The organism is Desulfosporosinus sp. FKA (assembly GCF_002196785.1).
In the GTDB taxonomy this organism is placed as follows: Bacteria; Bacillota; Desulfitobacteriia; order Desulfitobacteriales; family Desulfitobacteriaceae; genus Desulfosporosinus; species Desulfosporosinus acididurans.
The window spans coordinates 402,451-421,713 of the sequence record NZ_NAHZ01000034.1; the positions used below are offsets into that span (position 1 = coordinate 402,451).

A 19,263-nucleotide genomic window follows, 5' to 3' on the forward strand; every position below is an offset into this window, starting at 1 on the left:
TCCTAAAACGCATTCGAAATGATTAAGCATTGAGTACTTCTGCAATTTTTTCTTCGACAGCTTCTTCTTCAACCTTGCCGGCGAGTTTCCCTTGATATTCACCGTTCGCAAAAAAGAGAATCTGCGGCACACCTTTCAAAGAAAAACGCTGAAATAAATTCTTGTCTTCTTCTACATCAACATAAAAGAACCCAAACTTACCTTCATACTGTGGTTTTAGTTCATCAAGCATGGGAACAACTTCTTTACACACATGGCAATCTTTCCTGGAAAAGATAACCAAGCAGGATTCGCAATCGTCATAGATGATTTCCTCGAAACTGTTTGAGTTTAATTGTTGTAATGACATATTAACACTCCTTAATTAACATTAGTTTAAGCATTATAATCAATTCAGTGATACTTAACCATTTAGATAATTATTTTATCCAGTTTTTAGGGCCTTCACTTCTATAAATGGGGGTGGCGCCCCGAGTTCACTAATTCCTCGACATTTCAGTTAAAAAGCAGCTATCAGTGTGCTACGTTCTGATAGCTGCATAAATCATTTTTCTAAATTCACTAAACTAAACTTCTTCAGAGAAGATCTGATAAATCGGTGCTCCTTCGCATTGTGCGGGGAAACGTAAACCGAGCAATACGGCGACCGAAGGTGCAACATCAACTTGACGGATTGTCCGTTCGGTGGTGAATCCGGACTTAATACCGGAACCAGCCGCTACGAAAACAGGGGAAACTGAAGTATCAAAATATCCTTCTGAGGTTGAAATGCTGTCACCATGCAATCTGTTATAGCCTTCTTCTACTGAGAAGAAGATATCACCACATTCTGGCCCGTTTGTACCAATTAACACAGCATCTTTATTTCTGAGGCAAATTCCGATAACACGTTTGCCCGTTCTCTCATCTCTATAATTATATAAGTCAGAGATGATTTGTTCTTCTAAATCATATTTATCTTTCGGATCTACAATACCGTATTTGTCGCGGCCTTTAAGATTAATGTAGATATAGTTACTGCGGATTTGAACGGCTCTCGTCTTTTCCCAATCTACTTCACGGATAGAATTTCCGTTCTCGTCTTTTTTCATCACAGTATAGCCGAGTTTTTCCATAACTTTGGTATTGAGACCACCGTATTCCCCGATAATTGGCGGTACATTTTCGCCAACGATAAGGCCATGGTCGCTGAGGATAAATACTGTCCAACCTTCATCCAATAAATGGAGGAATTCACCAAAATACTTATCGGTCTGAATATAGAACTTTTCAATGAACCCTTGATACGTTTTTTCATCAGTATAATTCCAGGGCTCCAAAGTCTTGCCAAGATGCCATAATTGATGGCCAGCACAGTCAATGTTGTGAAGATGTGAAAATACAACTTCATAACCTTTTTCTTTGATGGCATAATTCAGGCAGTCAGCTTGCCATTTGTTATAAAGATCCCAAGAAGGTTCGAAGATTTCACGGACTAATTCAGCATCTTCCCCGCCAATTAAGCTAACCGGTGGAACCTCTCCTACGTTGCTCTTAATTTCTTGATAAAGAGACTTGGGATGCCATAATTGGTCATTGGAAATATCAAGCGCATTACTGATCCATAGTCTCACTCGATTTCCTACTGGGTCAAGTTCGAGAATCTTCATTGAACGGCAGGCTGGTTTGGTAACTTCTTTTTTGGTTACGTCATCAATAATACCGGTTACCATTTTATCACGTTCCAGGACAACAATCGGAGTTTCTGCTTTCTTATTCTTGTAAATAGCCACACGATCATATTCACCGGCTGCATTTCTCAGGATAAGCGCAGGACGTCTCATCACACCGCCAGAAGTTAAAACAGTAAATTCTTTGGCACCTTCGGGAGCATTAGCCCAACCGGCAGCCTCTTTAAGGGGAGAATTCACAATATCGTAGGCAACCTTACTGCCAATAACAACTTCGGTATCTTCATCATCCATGACGTAAGTGCGGATTTCTCCACCCTGACGAGCGGTGTCACCCCACCAAAGTTCCATCATTTCGTCATCAACATCATTGTCCAGTGTGTCTTCCAAATCAGTAATGATACAGCCTACACCTGCCGGCTTGTCAACTCTTGGGGCGTAACGCACTTCTTTGATTTCAGGTGTAGCCACGATAACCTTTTCCCAGTCAAGCTGGGCAACCCCCATGTTCACAGAACCAGGCTGCGTACCATCAACTACACTAAGGTTTTCGCTGTGAGAGGTTGGCGGCCATGAACTCCCCGGCCAGTGCCATACTAATGTTTTCATTCCTGCTTCAGCACTAACATTCCAGACTTGTTCTGCAAGACAGTTGCGTGAATCCATATTATAGACAACAGCATCGAGACTTTCAGGCGATTGTCTCCAATAACATGTGATGCCATGAGTTCCTGGATAGGCGCCTGTGGCAAGGGTTGTCCAACATGGCGGAGTAATTGTAGGAATTGCCCCCAGCAGACGGATATCTTCTCTAGCAGCTCCTCGATCAATGAATTTTTGTAAGTTAGGCATTTTCCCTTCTGCCAAGAACTTTTTACTGATTCTTGGGTCCATTCCATCAACGCCCAAAACCAATAACTTATTGGTAAGTGCTGTTCTTTTCATAACCCCAACTCCTTAAAATTCTTTATTATTATCATCTTAAGAATATAGATGGAAAAAATATCTAAGCCTCAAGCTCATCCAAGGAACGACCAGCGGTCTTCTCGCCCCAGAGTCCAGTGGTAACAGCGACTAAGAGGAACATAACACCGATTATGCCGAACAACACTGTATATCCAAAGCCTTTGTAGATCATTGGTACAACGACCATAGCTACAGCAGTCAAAAGTCTGCCTGTACTGTAAATAAAGCCTGTACCGCTGGTTCTTATATGAGTTGGATAAGCTTCAGCTAAATAAGACCACATGACTACGAAAACACCATCCATGAGTACTCTGATAAAGAAGCCTATGCCAACAATAACCATGGGGATCTTAAGGGTACCAAAGACAATTGTCAGAACTCCGACTAAGAGACTGTAGATAACGATCGGAATCTTTCTTCCGCCTTTGTCCGTAAAGGCAGCAGCCAGATAGTTTCCGATTGGACTTCCAAACGATACGAGAGCAGACATCCACAAAGCGTCATCCAAGGAAAAACCATAATCATTTAGTAATGTGGGCATCCAGCCAAAGAACATAAAGTAACCGACAGTAATACAGCAGACCATGATGACCAGGACGCTGGTTTTTCGTGCATATTTCCTGCTGAAGATTTCTTTAAGTGTCTCAATGGTTCCGGCCTCTTTGGGAGTAGTATTGTCGGGATTAATACTCGCTTCATTGTTAATGTCAACTTTTTCATCCTTAATAAATCTTTGGATAACTTTTTCGGCCTCTGAATAACGACCCTTTGCGATAAGCCAACGCGGAGATTCCTTTAGCCAGCTTAGAGCTAAGATAAAAATAATAAAACCAGTTCCGCCGATAAAGAAAATATATCTCCAACCATTAGGACTGCTTGGTACGATTTTTTCAGCAATTTGTCCAATTAAAGGCACGCTCAGCAAACCCGTTGCCAGCGATATGGCCTGCCATTTTCCCCTTGAAGCAGCCGGTAATATTTCAGTGATATACACCATAGCCACAACAACCATTGATAAGATACCAAAACCGGTTAACGTTCTAAAAACTAAGAAGATTGCTGGAGTAGGTGCCACTCCGTTTAAGATAGAAAAGACCGAGAAAAAGAACACGGAAAACAAAAATGCCTTTCTGCGGCCAATTACGTCAGACAGCCAGCCGCCAAACCAACAGCCAAACAACATACCTACAAAAGTACACGAATTGACTATTCCGATCCACTCCATGGAAGCACCCCAGTGCTTAGTTAAGGCAGGTGCTACGAAAGAAAACGTAAATAAATCCATTTGGTCAAACGCATAGGCTAGAGCAAGAATTATCAAAAATTTGTAATGTTCCATACACATACGTGCATCATCGAGGTAATGTCTTTTACCACCCGTTTTAACTGTTGTATCCAAATTTGAATCTGTCACTACGGCCATATACCCACTCTCCCGTATTTTTGATTTTGATAATACTCAGTTACTATGAAACAATACCCTTATACCTTTTTTACCCCTACTTTTATATCTTATACTTTATCCCGCGTCTTATTAGCTTCCTCGTCCCTCCTCTTTTCTCTAGTGATTTTTGGTTATCTTTTGTGATAATAAGCACTTGCGCTTATTATAGGTGATTCGACATTTTCTGTGAAATACTTAGTAGTTATATCCCATATAACTAAATCGGTTGTTCCTACGGGATACTTAGTAGTTATATCCTATATAACTAAAATCATTCTCGTTTAGGCAAGATATTTCTTTCTTTTATATTGTAATTTAAATTACAAATAGTATAATTATAGCCGAGATTCGACTACGTTATTAAGGAAGGTTATGAACTATGCGACTTGAACAATTAGCCTTTTTAGTTGCAGTCCAGGAATCCAAGTCCATCTCGCTAGCAGCTGAACGAGCTCATATTTCCCAGCCCGCACTCAGTTCAGCCATTAGTAAACTGGAGGATGAACTCGGTGTCGTACTTTTGACTCGAACAAGGTCTGGTGCTCAACTAACCGAGATAGCGGAATTGATTATTGTCAAAGCAAAAGAAGTACTCGACATCATCGATGATATACGATCCATAGGTAAAGCTAATTCGATCGAGCTTAATGGAAATATCTCGGTTGCCTCAGATCCTAGTGTAAATATCACTATTATGCCCGATATTTTAACAACGTTTAAACATAATCATCCCAAAGTAAATACCTTATTAAAAGTCGGAGAATCAAATAATATTTTACAGGACGTAAAAACGGGCAAAGCAAACTTTGGTATTATTTTTAATACCGAAGCGTTTTGCCAGGCCAAAGATATCAGCTGTAAAGAGTTATTTACGGATGAATTTGTAATTATAACCGGGACAAACTCAATAATTAGTCAAAATTCAATACCTCTTAATCAAGCACTTACCTTGCCTATACTTTTGTACAACACTGAGTATATCACCAATTGTGGCGTATCTAGTTTGCTGCGCAAATATGGTGATATTAATGTCTCTTACCGCGTAGATAATTTAGAAATGATGGAGAAAATTTTATCTCAAGGTGAAAGTATTGCATTTGTTCCTAAATTTATGGCTGATGAATTCGCAAAATCTAATAAAATTAAGAAAATCTCGATTGACGATGCTCACTTAGAAGTATCTATTCTCTTAATTTGGTCGAATCGCCACCATCTTTCCTTGGTGGAAAAAGAATTTATCAGAGTTATCAAAGATACTTGTACCAAAAAACGGCAGGCAGCTCAAGCTGCCCAAGTTGTCCAAGCTGTGTAGGTTGTATCAGTTGCGTCAATGCGGTTTGGAATCTATCTAACTTAAGGAGTTATTGGACTAATGGAACAACAAGCACAATCACTTTTACAGAAAAGGGACTTAGCGTTTGCTAAAAAAGGTGTTGGAAGTGGATTATTGTCAGGTGCGGCTTGGGGGCTAGACGGGGTACTCATGGGAATGGTGCTTGGTTTAGCCCCCTTTACAAATAATATGAGTATTTTCGCTGCTCCTTTAGTCGGTGCTTGTATTCATGATGGGTTCGCCGCGCTTTGGCTCTTTTTTTATAATGTTATAAATGGAAAATGGCGCGATTATGCTCGTACCTTAAAAACACGACCGGCTAGAATAATTATGTTAGCCGCTATTTTAGGCGGACCAATCGGAATGTCCGGTAATCTGCTTGGAATTTATTTCGCAGGAGCCTCCTATACTGCTGCAATTACGGCAGGATATCCTGCAATCGGCGCTGTTCTTGGGGCTATTTTTCTTAAAGAAAAGATATCACCTCGTGTATGGGCCGGTATTCTATTAGCAATTACTGGCTCATTTATTGTAGGTTTTGTCCCGCCTGACGGTTCTAATTATCCTCATTTTTATCTTGGCATTACCTTTGCCGTTATTTCTGCCATTGGCTGGGCTATAGAAGGTGTGCTCTCAACTTATGGGATGGATTTGGTTGATTCGGATATCGCTATCGGCATAAGAGAAGCTACTTCTTTTTTCGTTTATCTTTTTGCCATACTCCCATTGGCAGGAGGTGTTTCCTACCAGATCCTTACGAAAAGTTTCTCGGCGCCCACTGGCTGGTACATTGCTGTCATCGGCCTTATCGGAGGTACTTCTTTTTTGTCTTGGTATCGGGCAATGAATATGACCGGAGTAGCCAGAACCATGGGCTTGAGTGTGACCTTTGCCATATGGTCTGTTTTCTTCGGTTGGTTGTTGAATAACCTGCAGCTCACACCAAACTTAATTATCGGAGTTGTTGTCTTATCTTTGGGGACGATCCTTACCATCGGAAATCCTAAGGATCTGCTCAATCTAAAAATTCGCTAAGGAGGTTTCTTTTATGGGGCAGCTGCCTGTCAAATTTAGACTACTACAAGTGATCTCCGAGAACGAAAACCTCTCAAATCAAGAACTATTAGAAATCCTGAGAAATGAATATCCTCTTGATAGAAGTGTTAATAAGAGAGGCATTGAAGATTATCTTCTTACGCTGACAGCTACTGGTCTTATTGACTTAAAGAATGCTGCTCTCGATGATAACGGGAATCTTCAACTAAGTTATAAAATTACGGATTATGGTAAACGCCTCATGAAATATGTAGGTTAAGGTTTTAAGCAAAGGCTAAAAATTCAGTATTTGCTAATATGATAAACAGAACTACCGAAATCTAATATTATTTTGGATTTCGGTAGTTCTGTTTCTATAACATTCAGTCCAAGACAAAGTTCAAACAGTGAAGAGACCGAAGGCCAAAACCTCTTGTTAAGAAGTTTTGGCCTCCATTTATTCACTGTTGGGAATAAATTTCAAATGATTATGCTTCCTTCTTCACTGAAGGGAGGATCAATTCTACGTCACCATGTGGGCGTGGAATAACATGTACGGAGATCAGTTCTCCAACTCGTTGAGCAGCGGCAGCACCGGCATCGGTAGCAGCTTTAACAGCGCCGACATCTCCTCTGACCATAACTGTAACCAAACCACCGCCAACAAGCTCGCGGCCAATCAAATAGACATTAGCTGCTTTGACCATGGCATCAGCCGCCTCAATTGCTCCAACCAGACCTTTAGTTTCAATTAATCCTAATGCTTCAGTTTTGTTCATTGTTAATTGCCTCCTCTAATTTCTTTCATTTTACGATCTTAATTTTTGACGTTGATTTAAGACACATAGCATTGGCTTCTTCAGTATCAAGATGACATTCCAGACTTGAGTTATCGTTGGCCCTTACCATAACATTCGTGTAAGTACCCCCTCGAAGTCCAGTCGTTTGGATAGTTACCTCTTCGCCATCTGTAACGCAAAAATGTTTGGCATCTGCCAGGGACATATGAATATGCCTTTGAGCAATGATCAGTCCTTTTGTCAGCAAGATACTTCCTTTAGGACCAACCAGAGTTATCCCCGGAGTACCTTCCAAGTCTCCAGACAATCTTACGGGTGCTGTAATCCCCAGTTTGAAACAATCTGCCAATAAGATTTCGATCTGCGATTCACGTCTCACCGGCCCCAGAATGCGGACCTTTTCAATGGCCCCTTTAGGCCCGCAGATGGTTAATGTCTCCTGACAGGCGTATTGCCCCGGCTGAGACAGATCTTTAGTTTTTGTTAAGGTGTACCCCGCTCCGAACAAAACATCTGCGTCAGATTGGGATAAATGAATATGGCGATTAGAGATTCCCACAGGTATGGAGTTGTCTTTCTCTTTTATCTCTCCCCCCTCTTTGACCACTTCGAGTAAAAGTTCTACTAAAGTGTCGTACTTTCCCACTTTAGTAGTCACCTCTTTTTTTTAGGAGCGAAAGCACTTCTTCCACGAGGTTTTGAATCTGATCTTCACTGATACTGCCGGAAACACCGGCTTTCTGTGCCTCACAGGAGAAGGAGGGGGAGTTATTGACATTTTCAGTGAAGTCTTTGATTCCATAGGCAATACGTTTGATATTGATTAAGTGCATCGGTGTTACATTATCGGAGGTTGCACTGCCGCCCCAAGTGCCGCAGCCTAAGGTAAAGGCCGGTGCAAGCCCTGTACTTGCTCCCACTCCGCCTTGGCTTGATGACGTATTAACTAAAATCCTAAAAACAGGTTTTTCGGAGAACTTCCTGGCTATTTCAGGATTTTCTGTATGGATAGAGATGCTATGACCGACTCCGCCATTATGCAATAATCTAATGCTTAAGTCACAAGCTTCTTGCCAATCTTTTACACAATAAAAAGCTAATACTGTCGTTAACTTTTCATACGACAGCGGGTATCCTTCACCCACTCCCTGTTGTTCTCCCAACAGCACTTTTGTTCCCGGAGGAATCGATATACCAGCATTATTGGCGATGACTTCCGCAGATCTCCCTACCATTTTGGCATTCATCGCATGTCCTTTAACAAATAACTTCTTGCTTACCTGCTCTGTTTCCGCAGGTGTCATGAAATAACCGCCTTGGCGTTTGAACTCCTCCACAACTTGATCACGAATACATTCTTCCACAATAACGGATTGTTCAGATGCACAGATGGTTCCGTTGTCAAAGGTTTTACTGGCTATAATATTTTTAACAGCTTTCGCTACATTAGCAGTTCTTTCGATAAAGGCTGGAACGTTTCCCGGCCCGACACCCAAAGCAGGTTTACCTGCACTATACGCTGCCTTTACCATGGCAGAACCACCAGTCGCAATGATCATTGCAACCTCGTCACACTTCATAAGTTCATTGGTTGCATCCATCGATGGTTTGGAGATACAGCCAATAATATTTACAGGAGCACCTGCTGCAACCGCCGCATCATGCATCAATTTTGCTGCTTGATTTGTACATTTTAGTGCCGAAGGATGCGGGGAAAACACAATCCCGTTACGTGCTTTAATGGCAATAATGGACTTATAGATCGTGGTTGAGGTAGGGTTCGTTGAGGGAACGATTCCCATGAGCAATCCTACCGGTTCGGCGATTTCCGTAACTTTATTGACCGTATCTTCACGAATGACTCCTATAGTCGGCATATTTTTAATGAATTCATAAAGTTCTGTTGAGGCAAAACGATTCTTAAAGGTCTTATCCTCAACTTTGCCAAAACCTGTTTCCTCTACGGCCATTTTGGCCAATGCTACGGCATTTTCCTCTGCAGCTTTAACCATATTTCGAATGATTTTATCAATCTGTTCAGTAGTGAATTTTGCAAGTTCAGCTTGTGCTAATTTAGCCTGACGGGCAAGATTCCTAGTTTCCTGTACAGACTGTAAATCATAATCAAAGCTTTCCAATTCAACAATTCCTCCTTCCGCAGATATGCACCTTTTTCAGGTTATACCTGCCCTGTTGCACAATTCGATAACCTTGCGCAGAAGCTAGTCTAATTTCTTTCTTTCATAGTAACCTTTAAACTTTTGCAAAAGTAGATCTTTATTTGCCTTTGCTATTATACGGTCTGCGATATCAAGTTCTTTGTATTCTTTGGCTAATTTACGAAGTTTGGATACTGAAAGAACCTTTAAAGCATCCAAGCTATTTTTAAGCCCAAATTTATGGACAAAAGTATCGACGTCCTCTTTGCTAGAAAAGGTCATTTGCAGCTGCGAAGAGTCACCAGGTTCTTTTGCGGTTTCATTGGGTTCAAAACGTTGTTTGGAGGTTCCCTGTTTTGGAAGCGATTCCTTTAAGGGGCTTTTTAAATCTGAACTTAGTGGGATGTTTGAAGCAACCAAATGCTCTATTTGGCCATCCGGTCTGGGAATAACATGTTGTGAAACTAGTGAAGTGTTTCTTATCTGCTTAGCCGCAACTGCACCAGCTTCCACTGAAGCTTGAACGGCTCCCACATCACCGGTTACTGCAATCGTTACAAGACCGCCGCCGACAAAGGTTCTCCCTACAAGTTCCACTTGCGCCGCTTTGAGCATGACGTCTGCGCATTCAATCGCAGCAAGAAATCCCCGTGTCTCAATTAAGCCAAGCGCTTGCATAACATTCCCTCCTATTCTGCCTTAAGGTCAGGCCAGTTTGCCGGATAGGTTACATAGAAGAGTTTGACATACCCGGTAGAACTCCAAGTTACCTTCGAACCTTTCGGTATAAAAAGAACATCACCCTGGCAGGCCTCATAGGTTTTATTATTTATAGTGAGGGACAGGCTTCCTTCGAGAATAATATCAATCTCTTCATAGCATAATTCCCAATCAAAACTGGACTTTTCAATCGTTAAAAAACCCGCACTCATTTGAGAATCATGTTGACTGACAACTTCTCGGTACGCCACGTTGGAACTTGAATTTCCTGTATCAAACGTTTCAAAGTTTACTGTTCTGCCCCGCACAATTTTTAGTCCGCTTTTCGGTTCACTCTCTGACAAAAACGGTGTTACAGGAACAGACAATGAGCTATTTTGCAAAACCTTATTCATCAAAACGGCCTTGACCACTTGATAGATGAAATCTCTGTCTATCTCTGTTCCTCGGCTTGTATCCTTCTGCATTTCACTTACATTGCAACTATGGTCTACTGCAGGAACCGAACCTTCAGTGAATTCTATCCCCAAATCTTTAGCCATATCCCTGGCTGAAGGTGTAATAATCGCATTGCCCTCAACACAGAATATTTTTTGTCCCTTTGCTGCTGCTGCTTTCACCTCATCGGCGCAAACAAGTTTTTTCAAGATCACACCTCCTTTCACTGAATCTTTAAAATGCATACATTATATAGGAAGAAAAAATTCAGCTTTACAATAAAGAGCTCCATAATCGCTCAGATGGCGAAGGAATTACTTCCGTATCAACGAGCAATCCTTTTTCCAGAGCAATGGCTTTCCCAGCTTCAATACCGGCTTCTACTGCGGCAACATCTCCGGTGAAGGTGAAGTACGCTTTGCCGCCAAGTCCCCTGCCCAGGCGAAGTTCCAGAGCCTGAATATCGGCGGCTTTTAGGGCTGCATCAGCAGCGGTAATCATGGTTGCCATGGAAAATGACTCTATAATTCCAAGCGCACCAGTACCTTCCGGTACCGTTGTTGCCGTAATAGCCGGGAAAACCCCTTGATGAACATTGGGAAGAACAAAGCTATCAGCCAAATATTCTCCTGCTACAGCAACACCTGCACTAACAGAGCTTTCAACCGCTGCTACATCTCCGTGAACGATCGTGATATATTTGCCAGGACAGACAGAAGTAGCACTGGCCACGTCAACATAAGCAGTTTTGAGCATCTGGTCAGCTGCGAAAATTCCTCTTGCAATACTAGTAACCTCAATCATTCCAATTGCTCTAAACATACTAACCCACCTTTATTACAATAGCGTTATCGGTAATTTCCGTAACAGTACCTGCCAGGCTGGCATGAACTGAAGCCCCAAGACTGTTGTCGGGGATTTTCCCGATCATCTGACCGGATTGAACTTGTTCACCTACGGCTACTACTGGGATTGCCGAGGCTCCAATGTGCTGACGCAAAGCAATCGTCAGATACTGGGGCTGAAAATTGACGTTAGTCAGCGGAGCCGGTTTGTCAAACTCTGTTAAGCCAATTCTGGCAATGAGTCGTTTGGTTGGAATTAGGCGATAGTCTCTAGCCTCTCTCGGCTGAAATTCCATGGTTGTCGGTTGATATTTAATCCCCTGTTCTGCCAGCTTACCTTTGAAATAACGATTAATAGACCTGGGGTGGAGATTTGCCGGACAGGAGAATAATTCGCAGGCATTGCATTCACAACACAATAAAGCAATTTGTTGTTCTTTAACATCTTCGAGATTGTAGTTCAAAGCCCGCATAACTTTATGAGGCTGAAGATTATGACCTAAGAGATAACGCGGGCACAAGTCGGTACACATTCTACATTGCTCACAAGCCGTTTTGCTGATAACCCGTGCTTGATCGAGATTGACTGACTTCTTGCGCATGAGAAAATGATCTTTTTTCAGCAAAACATAGCCTTTACTTTTCTTGGTGACATGACCATCCAAGGTCTTAAGAATAGACCCCATCATGGGGCCTCCATCAATAACAGCATAGTCTTCTAAATTGTCTATGCCGCATTGGCTGAAAAGCTCACGGATCGGCAAACCAACAGGTACTTTGACAGTTAAACGCTGAGGTATGTCCCCTGCCACTGTGATATAGGTTTCCGTCACCGGTTTTCCGGACATGGCATTAAATACGTTGAGTGCGGTTTCAGCATTGATTACAACACACCCTACTTTCAAAGGGATAGACGTTTCCGGAACAATTCGCTGGGTTAACTCATGAACTAAAACCTGTTCATCTCCGGCGGGATAAATATCCCGAAGTTCCATGACTTCCAGGTAACTTTCAAGACCCTGAGCGGCGATTCTTTTACGCATGTGAGCAATAACTTCTTTATGTTTGCCTTTAATCCCGATAATGGCCTTTCTGGCCTCAATATATCTTCCAGCAGCTGCTAATCCCATGATGATTTCATCGACAGACTGAACCATCAGTTGTTGATCCACCCGCAAAAGAGGTTCACATTCAGCACCATTGAGCAAGATATACTCTGCTTTCGAAGTTAGCTTGGCATGAGTTGGAAATCCAGCTCCTCCTGCCCCTATAACTCCTGCATCCCTAATCATGTCCAGAAGATCCAACGTTCTCCACCTCCGAATTATTTGTTAAAATGTACAATCTTCATCTATAATTCCTGTAATAACGGCGTCAATAGGCGTATCGTCACGGTCCAGCATTTTACGCGCAGAACTGCCTGTACAAACCAGTACACGTTCACCAATTCCGGCACCGATGGTATCGGCGGCGATCAGGAGTCGACCGGCATCAATTCCTCCCAGAACTTCAACCAGCATAAATTTCAATCCACGGAGCGAATCGGCTTTTCGAGTCGCCCATATGTTATCAATTACTTTTGCTGCTATCACTGCATTTCACCTGTTTTATTTAGTTTGTCTTGTATTTCCTGAATGGCTGCTTCCACTGATGCCGTATCCCCGAAGATGGCAATCATGATCAGATGCTGCGGACAATGCCCCTTAATATCTTCCACGACAACTCCTGCAGCTTTTTCTGCTATATCGGCAGCATACACCATATCAATGAGTCGTCCCTGAACTAAACCTACAGCATCGTAATTCTCAATCGTGACAGATGAGGCAGAGCCTTTGCGTCGAAAAAGCATCTCCAGAGTTCCTTGAGAAGGAGATTTAATAATCCGATAGTCCATAGAGAAACCGCTCCTGTCTATTGAATTTCCTGTGTGCAGTTCAGAGCAATTCCCAAGGGGGTGACAAACATAGGATTTTGCGGTTTGTAGGTTGGAAGCTTTGTTTGTTGGGCAATAATCGTTTCGATTCCTGCCAAACAGCAGGTTCCGCCAACCAGATAGATTTCTTTGACCGAATATTCCTGGACATGACGATTAATAATGGAAGAGACTTTTTCAATAACCGGCCTTAAGACTGGAATCAATTCCCGGTGATTTTGCGGATTCCGTTTATACTGTTCCGCCTCGTCAAAGCTTAGTTTATAAGCCCCGGCAATAACCAAGGAAAAATGGGTGCCGCCTGTAGGCTCATCGGCTACATAGATCACTTCACCGTCTTTTAAAATGGCAATCCCTGTCGTTCCGCCGCCAATATCAACAATTGCCCCATTTTTAATCTTTAGTACTGCATTGGCCGCAGTCGGTTCATCTAATAATTTGGTAATCTCAAAACCGGCACCTTGGACAACATGCTTAATGGCCCCTGAATCTAAAGTAAAGGTTCCCGGTGGCAGGGCCGCTGAAGCAAAAATCAGTTCAGTTCCCAGCTTTTCTTCGAGTTCTTGCTTTAATTCTTTAACGATACGAATCGCACCAATATAATCAACAATCATCCCGTCTTTAACCACATTGGCAAAGCGGTACGCCCCGGCAACAGGCTGATAATTCTCATCTAAAACTGCTAAGACGATATAGGCGGTTCCCAAATCAATCCCTGTATAATAGACGTTAGATTTCTTAATCAAAGGCTTGGCAATGACTTTCTCAAAATCACGAACAAGTTGATCGCATTCTTGAAACGCAGAATTTACGGTTTGCATTTCTGTCCTCCCAGACATTTCCACATCATGATGCAGAGTATGTTAATGATCACACCGACAGTTTCAATCAGATCTTGACGCGAACAAACTTCTTGCTCTTCAAGCCAATATGCTTCTAAAATGGCTGGTTCAAGTTCACTGAGTGAAGTGCGTAAATAATTTAACAAAGTAACCGTTTTGCCATTGGCCAACCGAGAGTGAAATTCATTAATCTCCAATAATTTCACTAAATTGTCGGCGCAATTTTTAATTTCCTCTTCCGACCAGTCCCAGAATTTTATCGGATCTGGGGGAAAGCCTTGAAGTTCAGCATTTTTTACATTGCGGAAACACTTTTCCAGTTCTATAACTTCCTCGGCCAACATGGCGTCGCCGGACATTAGCTCGGCTGCAACCAGTAGGAAAAGAGATTCGAGGGTGTCCATCATACTCCGTAATCTCTGTATACAGCAGCTTTTCAGTCCTTGATCTCCCATCCCTTTGTTACGTCTCACACTTATCCCATCATTACTTTGAGCCTCTTGATGCTGTACCAACTTGATACCTCTGTCCACCAAAAACTGACGAGCACCTGGAGTGATCTTTATAGACGATTCCAAAGAGTAGGTGGTAAAAGGCTCTTTTTGATATAAATCGCGTAATTCCATCTCAGTTATAAATTTCATGGCCTCACCCACTTTCAGAAATCTCAATTCGGCACCCGATCTATTGTAGCCGCAAATATGTTTTTAAGGCCGCTGCCCCCGTATTATCATTCAGCGAAACCAAGAAATACGGTTTGGAAACTCCAATACCTGATAGCTTCTGTATGCACAAATTAACATTTTCCAGGCCCAAATCTTTCTTGGTAATCACGCCAATAACAGGACAAGTAAAGGTCTTGGCGAATCCAGGCGGATAAACATCAACAGGTCTTGATGAATCAAGCAGAATAAGCACATGGGATGCCGTTTGAGCAGTGGCAATCAAATATTTATACATAGAAGCGTTTTCAATATAGGAACCAGGTGTATCGATGGTGTTTTTTCCATAAATAACATCCTGGGTTTTTCTTAAGGGTCTGTCAGTGTCATTTAAGAGGTTAGCCAGAGTAGATTTGCCTGCTTGAGTCGGTCCAACGACCATAATGCGTTTCTTCATGTACGTGTAATCCTCGCAGGAGTAAAGCCCAACAACTTTTCCAGCGTCTCATTAATGGCAGTCATAGCTGCTTCAACACTAGCCACATCGCCGGATATAACCAAGGAGCCGGTAAAACGATCCAAAAACCCGATCTCTACGTCAGACGTCTTGGTCGCAATATCTCCGGCAATGATTGCTGTCTCACTAGGAGTAAGAGTCGCAATTCCGATGGCTCCCCGCTCTTCAATTCCCAGACGTTCGTATAATTCCTGAACGGGCGAAGCTATAATATGAGCCAGCGTAACTTGCTTGCCAGGCACATATTCCTGAATTATACGTTTTCGCTCAAACTCGTCTGCACTCATAACATCCCTCTGTCCTGCCGGCCTAAACACTCTAAGCCCTTTTAATGCTTCACTATTTTAGCCTCTAGGTCGTAATCTTTTATCACAGCAGCTATTGACTCTAATTCTTCTTCTTTAAAACTCAAGTCTTCAGTAATAGGGTAATTCATCGCCAATTGCTTGTATTTGTTAATGCCCAATTTATGATAGGGCAGCAAATCAATACCTCGAAAATTTTTACGTTTATTAAAGGGCTGTAAGAATCTCATAGTTCGCTGAATTGTATCTAAACTATCGTTCATGCCGCGAATCAGCGGCATTCTGATTTTTACATTAAAACCGCGGCGCAGGAGCTCACCTAAGTTTTCCAGAATGCGTTCATTGCGTACTCCTGTCAGTTCGTAATGTTTTTCAGAGTCAATATGCTTAATATCAAAGAGAATCAAATCTGTAAACTGGGCCACTTTGAGCAGCGAATCTAGTTTAGCATAACCGCAGGTTTCAATCGCCGTATGAATTCCCAGGTTCTTGCATTCCATGAGGAGATTGGCGGCAAATTCAGGCTGCATTGTAACCTCGCCGCCCCCAAGAGTGACGCCTCCCCCAGAACTTAGGTAAAAGAGAGAATCTTGCTGAATAACTTCTAAAATCTCGGAGATTGATTTATCCGCGCCGGCGATTGACAACGCTTTTTGCGGACATATGGTCTCACACTTGCGGCAGCCTCTGCAAGTAAGGCTTCTGTTGACGTCATGCCTCGGCCTCTCGTTGCGGGATTGCGGCTCATCCTCTGCCTTAATAAAATAATGGATATTCTCCGGACAAACCGAGACACAACTTCCGCAATGCACGCACAAATCTTCCATGTACATGACCTGAAATTTTCGTTCGAGTCCCTCCGGATTTGAACACCATTGGCATCTTAGGGGACAGCCTTGGAAAAAGATTAAGGTTCGAATGCCTGGCCCGTCATAGATGGAATACTTCTGAACATTGAAGATCCTCGCTTTGCGCTCTAAGATGCTGGTTGATTCTGTACTCATAATTTTATAGTTCCTTTAAACTGTTCTTAAAAATGATCTAACACAGTCCTGCTGATAATCTCGTCCTGTACTTCTTTGCACAGTTCAACAAAGTAGGCGCTGTACCCGGCAACACGAATGATTAAGTCTCGATACTTTTCAGGTTCTACCTGAGCTTTCTTCAACACTTCATTATCAACATAGCTGAATTGCATCTCTCCGTTGCCGAGAATCGATGCTGTCCTGAGCAGCGTAATCAGGCCGTTTTCTCCTTCCGGAGTTTCCAGAATGCCGCGTAAAAGTTTAAAGTTATGGACCATACCAATGTTCATTGCATCATTATTCAGCTTGCTGACGGATTTAATAATGGCCGTGGGGCCTAATTTATCCGCCCCTTGGGTCGGGCTGATTCCATCGGACAATGGGGTCCAAGCTAAACGGCCGTTAGGAGTTGCACCTGTAATTTCTCCGATGGGAGTATTGTTAGAAATTGAAAGAGTACCATGACTTAAGAAGGAATATAACATTTTAAAGGAATTGTGAACCCGTTCTGTCCAAGAAATAATATCCGAGGCAATATTGTCAGCGTAGTCGTCGTCATTCCCGTATTTCGGCGCATTCAGGCAATCCGTACGCAAGGCTTCATACCCATTAAAATTGGAATTTAGGGCATCACGAATCTGTTTCAGGGTATATTTCTTCTCGTCATAGACGAGTTTTTTAATGGCTGCCATTGAATCTGCGTAGGTTCCTAACCCAGAGAAAATCAAACCAGGTCCATAGTTAACCAACGCTCCACCATTGGTCACATCGGTGCCTTTTTCCATGCAGCCTTCTACAAGCAAGGACATCAGCGGTTTAGGAACAAGTTCTCTATGAACACGTTGACTGATAACTGTACCGATAGCTGATAAGCGGATAATATGCTCAATTTGCTTTTTACAGGCAGCATCAAATTCTTCGTAGGTGCTAAAACTATCGAGGTCTCCTGTGTCAAGCCCTTCCATTGTTCCATGCCATTTCATCATGCCGCGGTTCAAGACAAATTCGATCGCGATCGGCCATTGAGTATACCCGGTAGATGTCCATTGATAGATTCGGCCCGACTTTTGTGGTTCAACACACCCCATCAAACAGTAGTCACGAGCATCTTCAATATTGAAACCCTTAGCAAGCATCATCTTGATATGGGTATCATCAAAGTGACAGGCAGGAAAGCCAAGGCCTGCTTTAACAACGTCCACAATTTTCTTTAAATACTCATGGGGTGATTTATTGTGAATCCGACAGGCAAGAGCCGGTTGATACATCCTGGTAATCCGAACAGCATCCATGATCAGATAGGTTAAATCATTCGTCGCATCACCGCCGGTTCTTTTCTGACCGCCCACGGTACAGTTAATAAAGGGTTGATAGCCTGCGAAGTATTTCGCCCCCATTTCACTGGACAGCCACATAACTTCAGCACACTTAATAATGAAACAGCTTACTAATTCAAAGGCTTGTAATTTGTTCAGGCGTCCTTCTTCCATATCGGCTTTGTACATAGGGTAAATATATTGATCCAAACGTCCAAGAGAAATTCCTGTCTGGTTTTCTTCCACCATAAAGAGGGATTCCAGCGTCCAGACCGACTGAAGTGCTTCCTGGAAGGTTCGCGGCGGATTAGCAGGCACATAGGTCAAAACCTCAGAGATCTTATAAAGTTCTTTTTTACGTTCTAAATCTTCTTCCCTGTCAGCCAGTTCCCGGGCATGGTCTGAGAGACGTTTGGCGTAGGCTAATATTCCGTCACAAGTTTCAATTTCCGCTTTGTAGAAGTAGATTTTATCAATGTCATCAGGATTTTCCATGGACAATTTATTTAATTGATCAACGGCCTCTTGCCTTGCACCATTAATTCCCTTTTTAATAAGGATAATATCGTAACCGGGACAGGTATCTCCCCCACCGTTAAGTTGATGATAGGAAAGGTCGCTAACATAGGCTTCGCCGGAAAACGACCAGACACCGGCCTCTTCATACTGCGTCTGGCAAATTTCATCAACACTTTTACCTTCCCAGAAAGGAAAAATTTCCTCCCGTAAAACACGCTTATCCTCTTCACTGATTTGAAAGGGATCCTGCGGTCTCGTCGCCATTGTATCCAGCTCGTCCCGAACCCATCTCCAAGCAACATCCGGAGAAATGGCACCTGTACGTGGTTTTCCGCAAGGATGCCCAACAATCAGCTCATCCTTTTGAATTAATAAAGGAGCTGTTTCACAAGCTCTTCGAAAGCATTTAGCCCGCAGTAAAATTTTAGGCATGCCCGGATTTTCTTTGGCTACTTGAGTAAAGGCTCTGGCACGATAAATGCTGACACTGGGTTTTGCCTTTAAATAAACATCGCGCAGCCGTTTCAAACGCGGCGTCAAGCTGGTAATTTCTCCTGCAAATACAGGCGATTTTGGCTCACTTGCCAAAGAAGGCTTAGGTTTGTTGACATTTAATTCCTTAGAAATCCCCTCAAAGAGTTTCATGATGGCCGCCTTTTCATCCGAAGACAAGTTTTTGGTGGCATCGGCAAATTTGGTTGAAAAGTCTTTTGGATTCAAACTATGATCCTCCC

The 19,263-nt window shown here is 42.6% G+C and carries 21 protein-coding genes; 3 read left to right on the top strand and 18 right to left on the bottom strand.

Annotation, left to right across the window (positions count from 1 at the left end; all coding sequences use genetic code 11):
• Nucleotides 1–22: 22 nt before the first annotated feature.
• From B5771_RS23110 to B5771_RS23120, 3 genes are all read right to left on the bottom strand, one after another.
• Complete coding sequence (locus B5771_RS23110; RefSeq protein WP_047809136.1) at nt 23–349, bottom strand: thioredoxin family protein; 327 nt, start codon at nt 347–349, stop codon at nt 23–25.
• Nucleotides 350–566: 217 nt separating this feature from the next.
• A complete protein-coding gene (locus B5771_RS23115) occupies nt 567–2,615 on the bottom strand; it encodes an alkaline phosphatase family protein (RefSeq protein ID WP_088189615.1) in 2,049 nt (682 codons plus the stop codon).
• 61 nt (nt 2,616–2,676) lie between these two features.
• Nucleotides 2,677–4,059 carry an MFS transporter gene (locus B5771_RS23120; RefSeq protein WP_088189616.1) on the bottom strand — a complete coding sequence of 461 codons (1,383 nt, stop codon included), beginning with the start codon at nt 4,057–4,059 and terminating at the stop codon, nt 2,677–2,679.
• Nucleotides 4,060–4,459: 400 nt separating this feature from the next.
• On the opposite strand from B5771_RS23120, the gene B5771_RS23125 reads away from it, so the two are divergent.
• The 3 genes from B5771_RS23125 to B5771_RS23135 are packed head-to-tail and all read left to right on the top strand — an operon-like array spanning nt 4,460 to nt 6,728.
• A complete protein-coding gene (locus B5771_RS23125) occupies nt 4,460–5,392 on the top strand; it encodes a LysR family transcriptional regulator (RefSeq protein ID WP_047809133.1) in 933 nt (310 codons plus the stop codon).
• A gap of 60 nt (nt 5,393–5,452) precedes the next feature.
• On the top strand, nt 5,453–6,448 hold the full coding sequence (locus tag B5771_RS23130; RefSeq protein WP_047809132.1) for a DMT family transporter: 996 nt from the start codon (nt 5,453–5,455) through the stop codon (nt 6,446–6,448).
• A 13-nt stretch (nt 6,449–6,461) separates the two neighbouring features.
• On the top strand, nt 6,462–6,728 hold the full coding sequence (locus B5771_RS23135; RefSeq protein ID WP_047809131.1) for a hypothetical protein: 267 nt from the start codon (nt 6,462–6,464) through the stop codon (nt 6,726–6,728).
• Nucleotides 6,729–6,936: 208 nt separating this feature from the next.
• On the opposite strand, the gene eutM is transcribed toward B5771_RS23135, so the two are convergent.
• The 15 genes from eutM to cutC form a co-directional block, all read right to left on the bottom strand.
• Nucleotides 6,937–7,227 carry an ethanolamine utilization microcompartment protein EutM gene (eutM, locus tag B5771_RS23140; RefSeq protein WP_047809130.1) on the bottom strand — a complete coding sequence of 97 codons (291 nt, stop codon included), beginning with the start codon at nt 7,225–7,227 and terminating at the stop codon, nt 6,937–6,939.
• A gap of 25 nt (nt 7,228–7,252) precedes the next feature.
• Nucleotides 7,253–7,894: a phosphate propanoyltransferase gene (locus B5771_RS23145; RefSeq protein WP_047809129.1), complete on the bottom strand. Its 642-nt coding sequence runs from the start codon at nt 7,892–7,894 to the stop codon at nt 7,253–7,255.
• Nucleotide 7,895: 1 nt separating this feature from the next.
• Nucleotides 7,896–9,386: an acetaldehyde dehydrogenase (acetylating) gene (locus tag B5771_RS23150; RefSeq protein WP_088189617.1), complete on the bottom strand. Its 1,491-nt coding sequence runs from the start codon at nt 9,384–9,386 to the stop codon at nt 7,896–7,898.
• An 84-nt stretch (nt 9,387–9,470) separates the two neighbouring features.
• Complete coding sequence (locus B5771_RS23155) at nt 9,471–10,085, bottom strand: BMC domain-containing protein (RefSeq protein WP_088189618.1); 615 nt, start codon at nt 10,083–10,085, stop codon at nt 9,471–9,473.
• 11 nt (nt 10,086–10,096) lie between these two features.
• A complete protein-coding gene (locus tag B5771_RS23160) occupies nt 10,097–10,774 on the bottom strand; it encodes a cupin domain-containing protein (protein ID WP_088189619.1) in 678 nt (225 codons plus the stop codon).
• 64 nt (nt 10,775–10,838) lie between these two features.
• A complete protein-coding gene (locus B5771_RS23165; RefSeq protein ID WP_047809125.1) occupies nt 10,839–11,387 on the bottom strand; it encodes a BMC domain-containing protein in 549 nt (182 codons plus the stop codon).
• Nucleotide 11,388: 1 nt separating this feature from the next.
• On the bottom strand, nt 11,389–12,717 hold the full coding sequence (locus B5771_RS23170) for a 4Fe-4S dicluster domain-containing protein (RefSeq protein WP_088189620.1): 1,329 nt from the start codon (nt 12,715–12,717) through the stop codon (nt 11,389–11,391).
• A 24-nt stretch (nt 12,718–12,741) separates the two neighbouring features.
• Entirely contained in the window at nt 12,742–13,002 is a 261-nt protein-coding gene (locus B5771_RS23175; RefSeq protein ID WP_047809123.1) for a EutN/CcmL family microcompartment protein, read from the bottom strand.
• Nucleotides 12,999–13,304 (bottom strand): BMC domain-containing protein, encoded by a 306-nt coding sequence (locus B5771_RS23180; RefSeq protein WP_088189621.1) that lies wholly within the window; start codon nt 13,302–13,304, stop codon nt 12,999–13,001. Before B5771_RS23180 ends, B5771_RS23175 begins: the two co-directional genes overlap by 4 nt.
• A 17-nt stretch (nt 13,305–13,321) precedes the next feature.
• Entirely contained in the window at nt 13,322–14,164 is an 843-nt protein-coding gene (gene eutJ, locus B5771_RS23185) for an ethanolamine utilization protein EutJ (RefSeq protein WP_088189622.1), read from the bottom strand.
• Nucleotides 14,152–14,829 (bottom strand): cobalamin adenosyltransferase, encoded by a 678-nt coding sequence (locus tag B5771_RS23190; RefSeq protein WP_088189623.1) that lies wholly within the window; start codon nt 14,827–14,829, stop codon nt 14,152–14,154. Before B5771_RS23190 ends, eutJ begins: the two co-directional genes overlap by 13 nt.
• 40 nt (nt 14,830–14,869) lie before the next feature.
• Entirely contained in the window at nt 14,870–15,304 is a 435-nt protein-coding gene (locus B5771_RS23195) for a EutP/PduV family microcompartment system protein (protein WP_088189624.1), read from the bottom strand.
• On the bottom strand, nt 15,301–15,651 hold the full coding sequence (locus B5771_RS23200; RefSeq protein ID WP_047809118.1) for a BMC domain-containing protein: 351 nt from the start codon (nt 15,649–15,651) through the stop codon (nt 15,301–15,303). The genes B5771_RS23195 and B5771_RS23200 overlap by 4 nt, the downstream gene beginning before the upstream one ends.
• A 41-nt stretch (nt 15,652–15,692) precedes the next feature.
• A complete protein-coding gene (gene cutD, locus B5771_RS23205) occupies nt 15,693–16,673 on the bottom strand; it encodes a choline TMA-lyase-activating enzyme (RefSeq protein ID WP_088189625.1) in 981 nt (326 codons plus the stop codon).
• A gap of 26 nt (nt 16,674–16,699) precedes the next feature.
• On the bottom strand, nt 16,700–19,249 hold the full coding sequence (gene cutC / locus B5771_RS23210) for a choline trimethylamine-lyase (protein ID WP_088189626.1): 2,550 nt from the start codon (nt 19,247–19,249) through the stop codon (nt 16,700–16,702).
• Nucleotides 19,250–19,263: the final 14 nt, after the last annotated feature.